9 protein-coding genes and 2 pseudogenes are annotated in these 14,281 nt (G+C 68.6%); 1 reads left to right on the forward strand and 10 read right to left on the reverse strand.

The genetic code is table 11. From position 1 onward, the window contains the following. Position 1: 1 nt before the first annotated feature. The 4 genes and pseudogenes from E0L93_RS16655 to E0L93_RS12270 all read right to left on the reverse strand — a co-directional run. Positions 2-127: pseudogene (locus E0L93_RS16655) on the reverse strand (GTP cyclohydrolase I); the annotation flags it as partial. Positions 128-1,075: 948 nt separating this feature from the next. After that, a pseudogene (gene folE / locus E0L93_RS16660) lies at positions 1,076-1,534 on the reverse strand (GTP cyclohydrolase I FolE); the annotation flags it as partial. A 28-nt stretch (positions 1,535-1,562) separates the two neighbouring features. Further along, positions 1,563-2,261, reverse strand: a complete 699-nt coding sequence (locus E0L93_RS12265; protein ID WP_132692343.1) for an HAD family hydrolase — start codon at positions 2,259-2,261, stop codon at positions 1,563-1,565. A gap of 108 nt (positions 2,262-2,369) precedes the next feature. Further along, positions 2,370-3,467 (reverse strand): aminopeptidase, encoded by a 1,098-nt coding sequence (locus tag E0L93_RS12270; RefSeq protein ID WP_132692345.1) that lies wholly within the window; start codon positions 3,465-3,467, stop codon positions 2,370-2,372. Between the two features lie 77 nt (positions 3,468-3,544). Here E0L93_RS12270 and E0L93_RS12275 point away from each other — a divergent pair, with 77 nt between their 5' ends. Continuing rightward, on the forward strand, positions 3,545-4,108 hold the full coding sequence (locus E0L93_RS12275; protein ID WP_132692347.1) for an NUDIX hydrolase: 564 nt from the start codon (positions 3,545-3,547) through the stop codon (positions 4,106-4,108). Here E0L93_RS12275 and E0L93_RS12280 read toward each other — a convergent pair. From E0L93_RS12280 to uidA, 6 genes are all read right to left on the reverse strand, one after another. Next, a complete protein-coding gene (locus E0L93_RS12280; protein WP_132692349.1) occupies positions 4,105-5,997 on the reverse strand; it encodes a protein kinase domain-containing protein in 1,893 nt (630 codons plus the stop codon). The two genes, E0L93_RS12275 and E0L93_RS12280, sit on opposite strands and share 4 nt — an antisense overlap. A 46-nt stretch (positions 5,998-6,043) precedes the next feature. Then, positions 6,044-9,280 (reverse strand): alpha-mannosidase, encoded by a 3,237-nt coding sequence (locus tag E0L93_RS12285; RefSeq protein WP_132692351.1) that lies wholly within the window; start codon positions 9,278-9,280, stop codon positions 6,044-6,046. 81 nt (positions 9,281-9,361) lie between these two features. Next, positions 9,362-10,192, reverse strand: coding sequence for a DUF72 domain-containing protein (locus tag E0L93_RS12290; protein WP_132692353.1), 831 nt, complete (start codon positions 10,190-10,192; stop codon positions 9,362-9,364). Next, positions 10,173-10,994: an IclR family transcriptional regulator gene (locus E0L93_RS12295; protein ID WP_132692355.1), complete on the reverse strand. Its 822-nt coding sequence runs from the start codon at positions 10,992-10,994 to the stop codon at positions 10,173-10,175. Before E0L93_RS12295 ends, E0L93_RS12290 begins: the two co-directional genes overlap by 20 nt. An 87-nt stretch (positions 10,995-11,081) precedes the next feature. Continuing rightward, positions 11,082-12,464, reverse strand: coding sequence for a GH1 family beta-glucosidase (locus E0L93_RS12300; protein ID WP_132692357.1), 1,383 nt, complete (start codon positions 12,462-12,464; stop codon positions 11,082-11,084). Then, positions 12,461-14,266 carry a beta-glucuronidase gene (gene uidA, locus E0L93_RS12305; RefSeq protein ID WP_165874344.1) on the reverse strand — a complete coding sequence of 602 codons (1,806 nt, stop codon included), beginning with the start codon at positions 14,264-14,266 and terminating at the stop codon, positions 12,461-12,463. The genes E0L93_RS12300 and uidA overlap by 4 nt, the downstream gene beginning before the upstream one ends. Positions 14,267-14,281 lie beyond the last annotated feature (15 nt).

The raw sequence follows: 14,281 nt of genomic DNA on the forward strand, positions 1-14,281 counted from the left end.
GCTACCTCCCGCGTGAGATGAGCGCCATCGCTTCCTGCCGGGAGCGTTCGTCTCTGGCGTAGATTCCGCGCACGGCGGAGGTGACGGTTATGCTGCCCGGCTTCTGCACGCCGCGCATCGTCATGCAGTTGCCGCTCACGACCGGAAGCCCCTCCCGGCGCACCAGAACGGCTCCGGTAGGAACGCTCACGCAGAAGACCTCGTCGTCGAAGTCTACCCGTTCCAGGTGCTCGGCCCGGAGTCTGCCCCAGCTCCCGCAGTCCTCCTCCGGCCGCTCCCCGCGGGTTCGAACCTCTATCCGGGCGTGGTCCTTGCAAATCCGGAGAGCTCCGGTCTCGCCAACCCGGAGCAGCAGCTCCTGTACATCGTCCATCAGGCGGCATGATCCGGACATGTAGATGCGGCCCTCTCCCGGGGCAAGCCAGCGCAGGAAGAGCTCGATCTGCCGGGCGCTCATGCCCTTGATCTCGTCAGGCACGCACCTCACTTCAGGCTTCCCGAAGGCGCGCAGCGCCTCGTAGAGGCCCCGGTGCCCCGACTCGAACCGGACGCGCTCGGAGCGGTCCTTACACACGGCCCGGCGGAAACCGAAGGGCAGCCGTTGCAGCAGCGCCCGAATCTCGTCTGTCCCTCCCTCCGCGTTCCGGCTCACGGCCACCCCCCGTTCGTCGCTGCGCATCCAGCCCCCGGAGAGCCACATCCCCATGAACGCGGCGAAATCATCTCCGGACACGCTCTCGCCGGCGAAATCCACCCGCCTCACATCCGGCGCGTCCCACTTTACCGCCTGGGGCACATAGAAAGCGGGCGGCATGGCGTAGGCCGGAGCTACGGACCACCGGAGATCCCACTCCGCCCGATACACCATCCTATGCTCGGGAGTGACCATCAGGCTGACGGTGTCGCTGCGCCATCTGTACATCGGTCCCGAGTAACGGTACCGGACCAGGTTCCGAGGCGGCACGAAGCTCATGCGGAGCGAATCCGGATCGACCTGTGCGACCTCGTCCTCCACGTCCATCTCGTCGAAACGCACCCATCCCCGCCGGGTCAGGATCTCGGTCTCCCGGTCGTAGCACAGATGCTCGGCCTCCACGACGGCGATCGTTCCCTGAGCGTCGAGCCCCCTGTAGAGCGCGTCGGCTATCTGCCCCGTGAGCCGCTCCTGCAGCTGCGGGCGCCGGGAGTAACCCTCCACCACCCGGGCCAGCTTCGAGAGCCCGACGACCTTCCCGTTCGGGATGTAGCCCACGTGGGCCTTCCCGATAAACGGCATGAGGTGGTGCTCGCACATCGAGTAGAACGGGATGTCCCTCACGAGCACCATCTCGTGATGGTTCTCCTGAAACCCGACGCTCAGATGGGCCCGCGGGTCCTCGGCGAGCCCGGCGAACAGGAAGGCGTAGGCCCGGGCGATGCGCCGGGGGGTATCCCTGAGACCCTCGCGCTCCGGGTCCTCCCCTATCGCCAGCAGTATCTCCCGCACCGCCCGCTCTATGCGGGCGAAATCTACATGCAGCTCCTCTTCGAGCATATCCGGCCTGTATCTCCTTCTAGAGCGGCTAACTTCCGACGAGCTCCGGCAGGCGGCCGAGATCCGGTATGGTGGCGACGGCTTCCGGGGCCTCCACCTCCCCGCTGCGGTCCACGAGCACGGCGTCTATCCCGCACGCGGCCGCACCCCGGACGTCGGCTACCGGATCGTTGCCGACGTGCACAGCCCGGCGGGGATCGGTCCGGCTCACCCGCAGCGCCTCCCGGAAGATACGCCGGTCGGGCTTCTCGGCCCCGACGAGGGCGGAGACGATCAGGCCGTCGAAGTATCCGAGGATGCCCATCTCCTCCAGCACGTCCTCCAGGAGGATGTCCCAGTTGGACACCACGTAGAGGCCCGCCCCCGTTTTCCGCAGCTCCTCCAGCACCTCCACCGTCTCCGGGAAGAGGTTGAAGGAGAGGCGGCGCTCCAGGCTCTCCAGAAGGACTTCGGGAGGCGCGTCCAGACCGAGCAGCCGGGCCGTCCGCCGGGCGTTGGCGTGCTTGAAGCCGTTCAGCTCCTCCACGGTGCGGTACCTGACGTTCTCCTGTATGTACTCCCGCAGAGCCTCCTGGACCGGCCGGGCGGCGCGGTGCGGGGTGAGCTCCCCGGCGGCGTACGGGGCGAGATCTTCCACGTAGCCTTCGAGGTCGAGATCCATCCAGAGCATCGTGCCGTCGACGTCCAGGAACACGGCGTCGTAGCGCACGCCTCCCAACACCTCCACGGATTCAGCAGCCGGCCCGCTCCGCCGGGCCGGTGCGGTAGCCGTCCAACTCAGCTCCACCTCCAGAAGAACCGCTCGAACCTCAGCAAGTATACCTCCGGGCGGCAGTTACAGATCGTAGCCGACGAACTTCCCGTCCTTCTGGATCAGCTCACCGTCGGCGTACAGCTCCCCGCCACCGCGGAGGTCGCAGATCATGTCCCAGTGCACGCTGGAGGAGTTCTTGCCGCCGGTCACCTCGTAGGACTGCCCGACCGCGAGATGCACCGTGCCCCCGATCTTCTCGTCGAAGAGGATGTTGCGCGTCGGGCGCCGGATGCCGTAGTTGGTCCCGATACCCAGCTCGCCCAGGTACCGGGCGCCTTCGTCCGCGTCGAGCATGGCCTCCAGATATTCCTGCCCCTTCTCCGCGGAAGCCTCGACGACCCGGCCGTTCTCGAACCTCAAGCGCACACCGGAGACCTCCCGTCCCTGCACGGCCGAGGGGATGTTGTAGAAGATGTGACCGTTGGCCGAGTCCTCGACCGGGCCGGTGAAGACCTCGCCGCAGGGCATATTGTGCCGGCCGGCGCTGTTGACGAACTTCCGGCCCTTCACGGAGAGCGTGAGGTCGGTCCCGGGAGCCGTGATGCGGATCTCGTCCGCCCGCTCCAGCCGCCGGACGAGACCGGCCTGGGCCTCTTCCTTCCTGCGCCAGAACTCTACGGGGTCATCCTCGTTCAGGGCCATCGCCTCAAAGACGAACTCCTCGTAATCCTCCAGGCTCATGTCTGACTCCTGCGCCAGCGCATTGGTCGGGAAGAGCGTGAGTATCCAGCGGTCCTTCTCAAGGATCATCTCCCGGATGGGCTTGTCGCGCAGGCTGATAGCCTGCTGCTTCTTGGGATCTACGCTGGCCAGCGCGCGGGTGTTCTCCGGGGCCAGGATATTGACGTAGGCGTCGGCCCGCTCGTAGAGGCCGCGCACCGCCGGGGCTATCTTCTCGTAGTGGCGATCTCTGGCATGGCGGAAGAAGACCTCCTGCATCCCGGGCAGCGTCACCTGCGGGATCGGGTACGCCCCGCGGTCCAGCACGGCGGCATAAACCTCCTTGAGGATAGGTCCGGCCAGGACGGAGCCGGAGATCAGGACCTGATCTCCCTCCCGGACCCCGAGCGAGTACTCGGTCAGAAGCCCGGCCCACTTCCTGATCCGCTCATCTCTCATGCCACACTCCCCTCTCAAACTCTGCAGAGAGGAAGCATAACATCTCTCTGCCGCCCGGGCCGGTATACTGGCGGACGATGGGGACTCTGGAGAGAATAGCGCGGGCGTTGAGGAAGTTCGAGCCACACCTGGAGAGCGGTACCGCGCGCCGGGCGGCCGTCGCCCTGCTGCTGCGCGAACGGGGCCAGGGCCTGGAGGTGCTCGTGATCCAGCGCGCCGAGAAGCCCGGCGACCCCTGGTCCGGACACATGGCGCTGCCCGGCGGCCGCTGCGAGCCGGACGACGCCTCTCCCTACGAAACCTCGCGCCGGGAGACGCTGGAGGAGGTCGGGATAGATATCTCCTGGGGGCGCTACCTGGGCCGCCTGAGCGACGTCTCGCCCCGCAGGATGCCGGGACGGCTCACCGTCTCCCCCGTCGTGGTCGCCATAGACGCGGAACCCGGCCCCCTGCAGGAGAGCGAGGTGGAGGAGGCGTTCTGGGTGCCGCTGGAGGAGCTGGAGGACGAGCCCGTGGAGATCGCGGACTTCCCCGGCACCTGGCCCGCCCTCATCTACGACGGGCGGTACGTGATCTGGGGCCTCACCCACCGCATACTCTGCCAGCTGAGGCAGCTCGCGGAAGAATCCGGCGAAGACTAGTCATCCTCTGCCGGCTGCGGCCGCACCGGGGCAGGTCCCGGGAAGCCGCCGGGACCGAACGGCGAGCCGTCCTCGAAGACGCTCTGCTCGCCCTGGGTCCGGGAGGAACCACTCTGATCCGGCGCCCCCGCCTGAGAACCGCCGGAGTCCGGCCGCTGCTGCTCACCGGGAGGCTGACCCGGCGGCTCATCTTGCTGCGCGGGCTGAGAGCCTCCGGTGTCCGGCCGTTGCTCCTGCGGCTGCACGGGCCGCACCCGGTAGTACACGGTCGTCTCGCCGCCCGAGGCTCCACCGGCCGCCCCCGGGGCTGCGGCTGCAGGCGGGCCGGAGCTGATGGTGACGTCCACGGCCGTCCCCGGCTCCACCGCGCTCCCCGGCGCCGGAGACTGAGCGATAACGGTTCCCTGCGGCGCGGCGGCGCTCGGAGCGTAGGACTCGCTCCCGAAGCTCAGGCCGGCCGCCTCCAGCGCGCTTACGGCCTGCGAGAGGGACATACCGGCCAGGTCGGGCACCCTCACCTCCGGCTCTCCGGTGCTCACGAAGATGGTTACGGGAGATCCGAACGCGGCCATCTCCCCGGCCTCCGGCTCCTGCCGGATCACGTCCCCCTCCGCCACCGAGCCGCTCTCCCCGGTCTCGACCCGGACCTCAAGCCCGGCCTCCTCCAGCACCCGGCGGGCGGCCTCCTCAGGCTCCCCCGCCACATCCGGAACCTCCACCATCCCGGAGCTGAGGACGACCGAGATCTCCCCTCCCGGCTCTAGCGGCGATCCGGGGCCGGGGCGCTGCTCCAGGATGGTGTTCCCGGGCTCGGGAACGTCCCTGGTGGCCTCCACAACGAGCTCGTAGTCCCCGCCGAGCGCTTGCCGCGCCTCCTGCAGCGTCTGCCCCCGCAGGTCCGGCACCGCCCTGGCATCCGCGCTCTGAGCCGGCTGCAGGAGGCTCCAGCCGACCGCGCCCGCGAATGAGAGGAGGAAGAGCCCCGCGAAGGCCACAACCCAGAGACCGGTCCTCCGGCGCCGCCCCGGACGCCCGCCCGCCGCCGGAGCCATGATCCGGGTCGCCTCCCCGGAGAGTCCGCTCAGGAAGAGCTCCAGATCCCGGATGAGCGCGGCCGCGCTCGGGTAACGCTCCTCCGGGTCCTTGGCCAGCAGCCGCCGTACGATGGCGTCCAGCTCCGGCGGGATGGCCGGGTTCACCTCTCGCGGCGGACGCGGCGGCTCGCTGGCGTGCTTGACGGCCAGAGCTACGGGCGTCTCGGCCTCGAAGGGCACCCTCCCGGTGAGCATCTCGTAGAGCACGACGCCCAAAGAGTAGAGGTCGCTCCGCAGGGTGGCCCCCTCGCCGCGAGCCTGCTCGGGCGAGATGTAATGGGCCGTGCCCAGGATCATGCCCGTCGCCGTCGCCCGGGCCGCAGACGCGGCCCGGGCTATGCCGAAGTCCCCCACCTTCACGTCGCCGGATTCGGTGATGAGTATGTTGTGCGGCTTGACGTCCCGGTGCACTATCCCCCGCCGGTGCGCAGCCTCGAGCGCGCCGGCGATCTGGATCGCCGCCTCGGCTGCCGCAGAAGGCGGCAGGGCCCCATCCCGCCGGATACGGTCCTTGAGCGTACCGCCGGGCACGTACTCCATGGCTATGTAGTACGTGCCGCCGGACTCTCCCCGGTCGTAGATAGAGACGATGCTGGGATGCGAGAGCGCAGCCGCACTCCGGGCCTCGTACCTGAACCTCTCCACGAACTCCTCGTCCTCGGCGAGGTGCCCGCGCAATACCTTGAGGGCGACGTTGCGTCCCAGTACCTCGTCGTGTGCCAGATAGACCTCGGACATGCCCCCGCTGCCGAGGCGCCGGATGGTGCGGTAGCGGTTGTCTGTGAGCTGCTCCATAACGGGGTTCTACCCGACGGGGCTCTCCGCTACACGGGCAGACCACCTAGAGGTTATCACGGGCGAGGGAGAGGCGCAGCGTCAGGACCTCGAACGGGCGCACGGAGACTCTTATCGTGTCTCCCTCCACAGCCACTTCTTCCTCCAGCTCCTCCAGCAGGTTCGTCTGGAGCGCTCTCTCGAGCGGCCGGGCAAACCTCAGGACGGCCGTTCCCCGCGCACCGTGCGGCTCGTAGAGGCGCAGGATGACGTCCTCCCCGTCCTCGGCCCGCTTGAGGCCCCCGAGCGCGAGCTCCAGTCCCTCGTTCCGCACCAGACCGGACTCCACCGGCACGCTCCCTGAACCGGGCTCGAGAACAACGGCGAAGAGCGGGCTGTTCAGGCCGAACGCCTCGCGCGCCACGCCCGCCGTCCAGTCCCCCGCGTGCGGCAGGAGGCTGTAGGTAAAGCGGTGCTCGCCCTCATCTGCGGTCGGGTCCGGGTGAACCGGGCTCCGGAGCAGGCTGATGCCGAGCACGTTGTCCCGGGCGCTGTGGCCGTATTTCCCGTCGTTCAGCAGCGCGGCCCCGTACCCGGTCTCGGAGAGGTCGGCGAAGCGGTGGGCGCTGACCTCGAAGCGTGCGGCGTCCCAGGAGGTGTTCCGATGGGTCGGACGGCGCACCGCGCCGTACATCGTCTCGAAGGTCGCCTCGTGCGAGCGCACGGCCAGCGGGAAGAGCGCCCGCAGGAGCACCTGCCGCTCGCGCCAGTCTACGCGAGTCTCGATATCCAGCCGCCGGGAGCCGGCCCGGAGCCGGTAGGTCTGCTCGATACGCGAGCTGCGCCAGCGGCGCGTAGTGCGCACCGCCGCCTCGAGCGGCCCGGATTCTGTAACCCGGACCTCCTCCATCCCGCCGACCTCTTCGCATTCGAGCTCGTAACGCTCTTCTATGTCCCAGGCGTCCCACTCCCGGGGCTTGTCGGTGCAGGCCAGAAGGAGGTTCCCGCGACCGTCCAGCACCTCACGCTCCGCAACCTGGTCGTAGAGGCTATGCAGCGCTCCGTCGTGCCCGATCTCGGCCCGGATCTCCCCGTTCTCCAGCACGGCCCCGCCCCCGGATTCCCGGACGCGGACACCGGCCCCGGGCATCCTCTCAGCACCCCGCCGCACGAAGAGCGCCACCCAGCCGAGCCCCGGCACCTCGCGCCCCGGGTCGTGCACGAGCAGACCGTCGCGCGTCTTCTGAACGGGCAGCGGCTCTCCCCGCGCGTCCACCAGTTCACCCCCTTCCAGCTCCGGCAGCACCGCGGAGAGCGGACGGGGATGCAGAGCGGCGTTCGCCACGAGCAACACGCCATCCGCCTCCTGAGGCTCCTCCACCCGCTCCGCGAGGTGCCGCAGGGCCGCGTCCCGGATGCGGGTGGCGCTCTCGACCGCCCCGGCGAGCTGGCGGTGGGCCTCCTCATACACCTCGCGGATGGAGGAGCCGGGAAGGATGTCGTGGAACTGGTTCAAAAGCAGCGTCTTCCAGACTCCTTCCAGCTCCTCCCGGGGATACTCGAAGCCGCAGAACCCCGCGATGAGGGCGAACGCTTCGGCCTCCAGCAGCCGGTGCTCGGCCTCCCGGTTCAGCTTCTTCACCCGGCCCTGCGAGGTGAGCGTGCCCCGGTGCAGCTCCAGATACAGCTCCCCGACCCACTTCGGCAGCCCGGCGCGCGGCAGGCTCTCGAAGAAGTCCTCCACGCGCACGGAGCGCAGGCGCGGCAGGGCCGGGAAGTCCCGCAGCCGCTCGTAGTTCTCCAGCATCTTCTGGCTCGGACCGCCGCCCCCGTCGCCCCAGCCGAAGGTGAACAGGCTCTCCGGGTGGTACCGCTTGCCCGTGTAGTTGCGCCACGTCCCCAGCAGGTCGGACGGCGCGACGTTGCCGTTGTAGTCCGAACCGGGGTTCTCCATTGTGTGGGCCGTGATGGTGCTCCCGTCTATCCCCTCCCAGACGAAGAGGTTGTGCGGGAAGCGGTTGGCCTCGTTCCACTTGAGCTTGCAGGTGAAGAACCCGCTCAGGCCCGCCCCGCGCAGGAGCTGCGGGATGCCCGGCGAGAATCCGAACGCGTCCGGCAGCCAGGCGACTTTGCAGCGACGCCCGAACTTCTCCTCGAAGTACCGCTGGCCGTAGAGAAGCTGGCGGACGAAGGCTTCTCCTCCGGGCATCTGGCAGTCCGGCTCCGTCCACGAGCCGCCGACCGGCTCCCAGCGCCCCTCCGCAACGCGCCGCCGGATGCGCTCGAAGAGCTCCGGGTGCTCCTCCTCGACCCAGGCATAGAGCCGGGCCGAGGACTGGTTGAAGGTGAACTCCCCGTACTCCTCCATCAGGCGCAGCACGCTGGAGAAGGTGCGCCGCGCCTTGCGCCGGGTCTCCTGCAGGGGCCAGAGCCAGGCCAGATCTATGTGCGCATGCCCGCTCAGCGCCAGCCGCCCGGCCGGCGGGTACTCTTCCCGGAGCTCCTCCAGCCTCCGGGCCACTTCCGCGCGGGCGGCCCGGACGGCCGCCCGCGCCCGTTCGGAGAGCGGTTCGAGATCCCCAATCCCGGGCGGCAGGCTCCAGAGCTCGAGCCCCTCCTGCTCCACGTCCAGAGCCTCGTCCTCGAAGACCGGCGGCAGGCTCCAGAAGGCGCGGCCCATGGTGTTCTTGTACCGCTCCCGGTAACGGGCGAGCGCGATATCGGTGCGGGAGGGCCAGTCCGGCGCCAGCTGCCGGAAAGCGGCCTCCACCGCATCCAGCAGAAGCGGCACGGCCTCGTGGTCTCCGAGGTAGCGGCAGGCCTCCACGATGACGGAGAGATCCCGCTCCAACGCCCGCACCCCTACCTCGGGCACGACGAGGTGCGCGCGGGTGAGCCTGGGTTCGGCCACGTGCGAGCCGAAGAGCCCCTTGGGGACGACCTCGGCCTCTATCTCCACGCGCTCGCCGCCCGCGGCGGAGTCCGCAACGGGGAAGCGCCGGTGGAAGGGGTCCAATCCGCCCTCCACGCCGTTCGAGAGCCGCACGAACCCCTCGCCCCCGAGCCAGAGGTCGAGCTCCACCGGCTCTCCCCTCCACTCCGCGGGCACCGCCGCACTCGCCGAGAAGGATACCGGCACCTCCACGGCCGGCCAGCGATCCCCGAGCTCCAGCTTGCGCACCTCGCCGTCTGGAGCGGTGAACCGCCAGTAGCGAATGGGCAGCTCGCGCGCGTTGCGCCAGGTGCGCAGCTCGTCCAGACGGCGGGCGTAGTACTGCAGACGGCGGGCGTCTCGATCCGGCATGTAACTCCTTTCGGGCGTGAGATCCGGCAGAGACTCCGGGTTAAAGATAAAACGCCGGCGGGCTTCAATCCACCGGCAGGGTCAGCCGCCCCTCATCCCCAGAAACCGCTCTATGGTGCTCGGGCTGTGGTTCTCGTAGTGGTTGTTCGCGTAAGCGAAGACCGTCCGGCCCTCCTCCAGGAAGCGGTCCACCCGCTCCGACCACCACCGGAGGTCCTGCGAGCGGTCGCGCTTGGGGTGCGTGTGTCCCTCCGGGAACTCCCGGCGGTCGCCGAGCCAGCGGATGTAGACGAAGTCCGCTGTGGCGAGCTCCTGGCGCGGCATGCCGGGGCTGTCCACGAGCACGAGCGCTGCCCCGAGCTCGCCGAGGAGCTCCGGCAGCCCGGACTTCAGCCAGCTCCGGTGCCGGACCTCGACGGCGTACCGGAACCCTCGCGGCAGTCCGCGCAGGAAATCCTCCAGCCGCCCGATGTTATCCGCCCGGAAGCCCGGGGGTAGCTGCACGAGCAGCGGTCCGAGTTTGTCTTCCAGCCCGGCCATGGTGCTCACGAAGGCGCGGGCGGGATCGCCTGCGTCCTGCAGCTCGCGCTCGTGTGTGACTTCGCGCGGGAACTTGGCCGCAAAGAGAAACCCCCGCGGCACGGTAGCGCGCCAGCGCTCGACCGTCGAACGCCGGGGTGTGCCGTAGAACGTGGAATCTATCTCGACCGTGGCGAAGTGTCTTGCGTACTCCGCCAGCCGCCCTACGGGCGGCGTGCCCGGAGGATAGAGCGTGCCCTCCCAGTCGGCGTACGACCAGCCGGATGTGCCCAGGTACAGCCCCTTCTCCGGCGGCTCCACCGTCTCCGTCGTCTCGCCCTCGAACAGGCGTTCCTGCCCGGAGCCCCTCATCTCACCCCGGTCCGGGATCATCCCCGCCTCCGGAGGCGGCCTCCGGCGAGACGTCGAGGCTCGCGGAGAAGCTCTCCGCTATGCGCCGGATGTGGGGGATGAGCTCCCGGATACGCTCCTCATCCAGCCGCCCGGCCGGACCCGAGATGCTCATCGCAGCCAGAACCTTGCCGTCCGGAGCGAAGACCGGGGCCGCAAGGCACCGCACCCCCTCCTCCATCTCCTCGGTGTCCAGCGCGTAGCCCTGCTCGCGGATGCACGCGAGCTCCTCCCTGAGCCTGTCCGGATCGGTTATGGTGCGGGGCGTGAAGCGCGGCAGCCCACTCCGGCGGATGATGGAGTCCACCGCCTCTTCGGGCTGGTAGGCCAGGAGCACCTTGCCGGTGCCGGTGCAGTGCGGGGGGACCCGGTTGCCCGGCTCGGTGAACATGCGCACCATGCGGGGCGCCGGAACCTGCTCCATGTAGACGATCGAGTTCTTGTCGAGAGCGGCGAGGTTTGCAGACTCCCCGCTGATCTCCATAAGCTCCCTTAGGAACGGGCGGGCCAGCACGCCCAGCCGCTCCCTGACGGCAGAGGCCAGGGTGAGCGCCCTGGGACCCAGAACGTACTTGCGGGTTGCGGGGTTCTGGCGGGCGTAACCGCGCGCGGTGAGCGTGGAGAGCAGCCGGTGCACCGTCCCGCCGGCGAGCCCGACCTCGGAGCCGATCTCGCTCACCCCAAGCTCCCCCCTCCGCCGGCTCAAGAGCTCCAGAATGTCGAGAGCCCGCTCGACCGTTTGAACTCCGTTGCCGGAGCCTGCCGCAGTACTCCCTCTACCCAAGGCGCGCTCACTCTCTAAAAGCCGTCTTCCGCAAGACAGAACTTCTGGATTTTAGCACGCTGCGGGACGTCCGCTCCGCCGGAGCGCTTATCGGCCGGCGTCCGGCAGGCCGTTCTTGCGGATGACCTCCCGGTACCAGCGGGCGCTCGCTTTGGGGATGCGCCTCTGGGTTCCGTAGTCCACGAAGACGATGCCAAAGCGCTTGGAGTACCCTTCGGCCCACTCGAAGTTGTCCAGCAGCGACCAGACCATGTATCCCCGCAGGTTCACGCCGCGCTCGATGGCCTCGTGCGCCGCCCGGAAGTGAGCGTCGAGGAAGGAGATGCGCTCCACGTCGTCCACACCGCCCTCCGGGTCCACGTAGTCGTAGACGGCGCATCCGTTCTCGGTAACATAGACGGGCAGGTCTTCCGTGTACTCGTCCTTGAGCCGCACCAGCAGCTCGGTGAGGCCATCCGGCTCCACGGGCCAGCCCATCGCGGTGGTCTCGACGCCGGGCGGCAGGACCGTCGCCGCGCCCAGGCCGTGAAAGCGGATGCCGGTGGCGAGATCCGGGGAGTCCCTGCGGGCGTCCATCACGGTGTGGCGCATGTAGTAGTTTACGCCCAGAAAGTCCACGGGAGCGGAGATCCGCTCCAGATCTCCCTCGCGCACGAACGCGTAGTCGCTGGCATCGCGATAGTACTCCACCATATCCTCCGGGTAGCTGCCGCGGAAGAGCGGGTCAAGGTAGAGCCGGTTGGCGTTTCCGTCCACGCGCCGGGCCGCTTCTGTGTCGGCGGGCTCGTCCGAGGCCGCCCGCACGGGCGCGAGGTTGAGCGTGATACCGAACCGGTCGTTCCCGCCCTGCGCGCGCATCGCTTCCAGCGCGAGCCCGTGCCCGAGCAGGAGGTGGTGCGTCGCGGCGAGGGCTTCTCCGGTGCCCCTCCTCCCCGGCGCATGCATCCCCATACCGTAGCCCATCCAGGCCGAGACCCAGGGCTCGTTGAGCGTGATCCAGTACCTCACCGAGCCGGAGAGCGCCTCGTAGACGATGCCCGCGTACTCGGCGAACCGCTCGCTCGTCTGGCGGCTCGTCCAGCCGCCCCGGTCTTCGAGCGCCTGCGGAAGATCCCAGTGGTAGAGCGTGAGCATCGGCTCTATATCCCTCTCCCTGAGTCCGTCCACGAGCCTGCGGTAGAAGTCCAGCCCTTTCCGGTTTACCTCTCCGCTGCCCTCCGGCTGGATGCGTGGCCAGGCGACCGAGAAGCGGTAGGCCTTCAGGCCGAGGGCGGCCATCAGATCCAGATCCTCTTCCAGCCGGTGGTAGTGGTCGCACGCTATATCTCCGGTGTCACCGCGGTAGACCTTGCCGGGGGTATGGGAGAAGGTGTCCCAGATGGAGGGACCACGCCCGTCTTCGGCGGCCGCACCTTCTATCTGGTAGGCCGCCGTCGCCGTGCCCCACAGGAAACCTTCCGGGAAGTTCATGCTCTCTCCTTTCTCGTGTCTTCGTCGTGCCGCGCGTTCCAGAACTGCCTGAGGCGGTGGGCCGCCAGCTTGGGGCGGCGGTCGCGGGTGAAGACGCCCTTCAGGTTCATACCGCCCACCCTCCTTGCCTCCTGGGCGGTCTTGAAGTCGCACAGGTTCCAGACGTGCTGTCCGGCGACGTAGGGCTTCTCCTCCAGAACCCGCACGTAGCCGGAGATCATCTCAGCCTGGTACTCCTCGGTGAACATCTCGGGCGGGTGGGAGTGGCAGCCGGGCAGGGCGTCGGCACCGAACTCGGTAACGATCACGGGCTTGTGGTACCTTGCATGCGCGGCGTCCAGATCCTCGGAGAGCCTGGCGAAGCCCTCTTCGAGCATGCCGGGTTCGGTGTACCACCCGAAGTAGCGGTTCAGGCAGATCAGGTCGCAGAACTCGAACGCCTCGTCGGCCTCCTCGTGCATGCTGGCCAGCGTTACCGGACGGGTCGGGTCCAGGGACTTCGTGAGGCCGTAGAGCTCGCGGAAGAATTCTTTGGCACCGGGCCTTTTAGAGTGCGGCTCGTTCGCCAGGCTCCACAGGATAACTGCCGGACGGTTCTTGTCGCGGGCCACAAGCTCCCGAACGTACTGCCGGCACAGCTGTAGGCGCCTCCCCAGCCCCTCCTCTGCGAAGAAGAGGCCCACCGCGGGCGTCTCGTCTATGACCAGGAACCCGAGCCGGTCGGCGAGGTCCATCGCCTCCTCGGAGTACGGGTAGTGAGAGGTGCGAAAGGAGTTGGCTCCCACCCAGCGCATGAGCGCGTAGTCCTTCACGACCGCAGGCGGCACGAGCCCGCGCCCGGCCACCGGGAAGTCTTCGTGGCGCCCGAAGCCCCTTAGCTTCACCGGCTCCCCGTTGATAAGCAGGGCGTCTCCCTCGACGGTCACGGTGCGCACGCCGACGGGCAGCGAGTAGCGGTCGAAGACCTCGCCGCCGCGCGAGAGCTCGGCCGCAAGCTCGTACAGGTTGGGCGCCTCCGGAGACCACGGCGCAACATCCGGCAGCGTTAGCTCGATCTCCGCCGTCTCGCCGGAGAGGGACACTTCTTCTGCGACCTCGGCACCATGCCCTTTGAGGGACAGGCGCGCGGTCGCCCCATCCCCCGGCGTGCGGTCCAGCCGCACGCGCACGAGCCCCGTCGTCCCTTCAAGTTCGGTTCTTACCGTGAGGTCGGTTATAGCGTCGCGGGGCGTGGCGTAGAGCACGACGGGGCGGTGTATGCCGCAGAAGGGGAAGAAGTCGAAGGAGGTGTCGGGGTGGTTGCGGTGCGGGAAGTCGTCCCGGGGGTCCGGAGGTATCCTGCCCGGCGGCACGCGGTCGGGCGCGAGCTCCCCCTCCACCCTCACCACCAACAGGTTCTCCCCGGCGCGCAGGTACGGCGCGGCATCGAACTCGAAGGGAAGGTGGCCGCCCTCGTGCTCACCCAGATGAGCGCCGTTGAGCCATACCGCAGCCAGGTAGTTCACAGAGCCGAAGCGCAGGCGCACCCTTTTCCCGCTCCACCCCCAGGGCAGGATGAAGCGCGTCTGGTACCAGGCCGGACCGAGATAGTCCAGCGCCTCCTCAAACTGCTCATTCCAGCTGGCGGGCACCGCTATGGGGCGCTGGGGCGCAAATCCCGCGCCCCAGCCGGCATCGAGCCCGGCATCCCCGGGATCGAAGCGGAAGTCCCAAAAGCCCGAGAGGTTCAGCACCTGACGCGAAGCGTTGCTGCACGGGTACAGAGACGCTATCTGAGATCCGGTCCGCTGCAATCCGGACAAGCACCCCCCTCCTCT

The sequence above is a fragment of the Rubrobacter taiwanensis genome (assembly GCF_004337705.1).
In the GTDB taxonomy this organism is placed as follows: domain Bacteria; phylum Actinomycetota; class Rubrobacteria; order Rubrobacterales; family Rubrobacteraceae; genus Rubrobacter_C; species Rubrobacter_C taiwanensis.

What these genes read in the sequence shown, in the direction of transcription:
- E0L93_RS12270 (WP_132692345.1), bottom strand. Translation starts at nt 3,467, where the DNA reads ATGAGAGATGAGCGGATCAGGAAGTGGGCCGGGCTTCTGACCGAGTAC.
- E0L93_RS12285 (WP_132692351.1), bottom strand. Translation starts at nt 9,280, where the DNA reads ATGCCGGATCGAGACGCCCGCCGTCTGCAGTACTACGCCCGCCGTCTG.
- E0L93_RS12275 (WP_132692347.1), top strand. Translation starts at nt 3,545, where the DNA reads ATGGGGACTCTGGAGAGAATAGCGCGGGCGTTGAGGAAGTTCGAGCCA.
- E0L93_RS12300 (WP_132692357.1), bottom strand. Translation starts at nt 12,464, where the DNA reads ATGAACTTCCCGGAAGGTTTCCTGTGGGGCACGGCGACGGCGGCCTAC.
- E0L93_RS12280 (WP_132692349.1), bottom strand. Translation starts at nt 5,997, where the DNA reads ATGGAGCAGCTCACAGACAACCGCTACCGCACCATCCGGCGCCTCGGC.
- E0L93_RS12290 (WP_132692353.1), bottom strand. Translation starts at nt 10,192, where the DNA reads ATGATCCCGGACCGGGGTGAGATGAGGGGCTCCGGGCAGGAACGCCTG.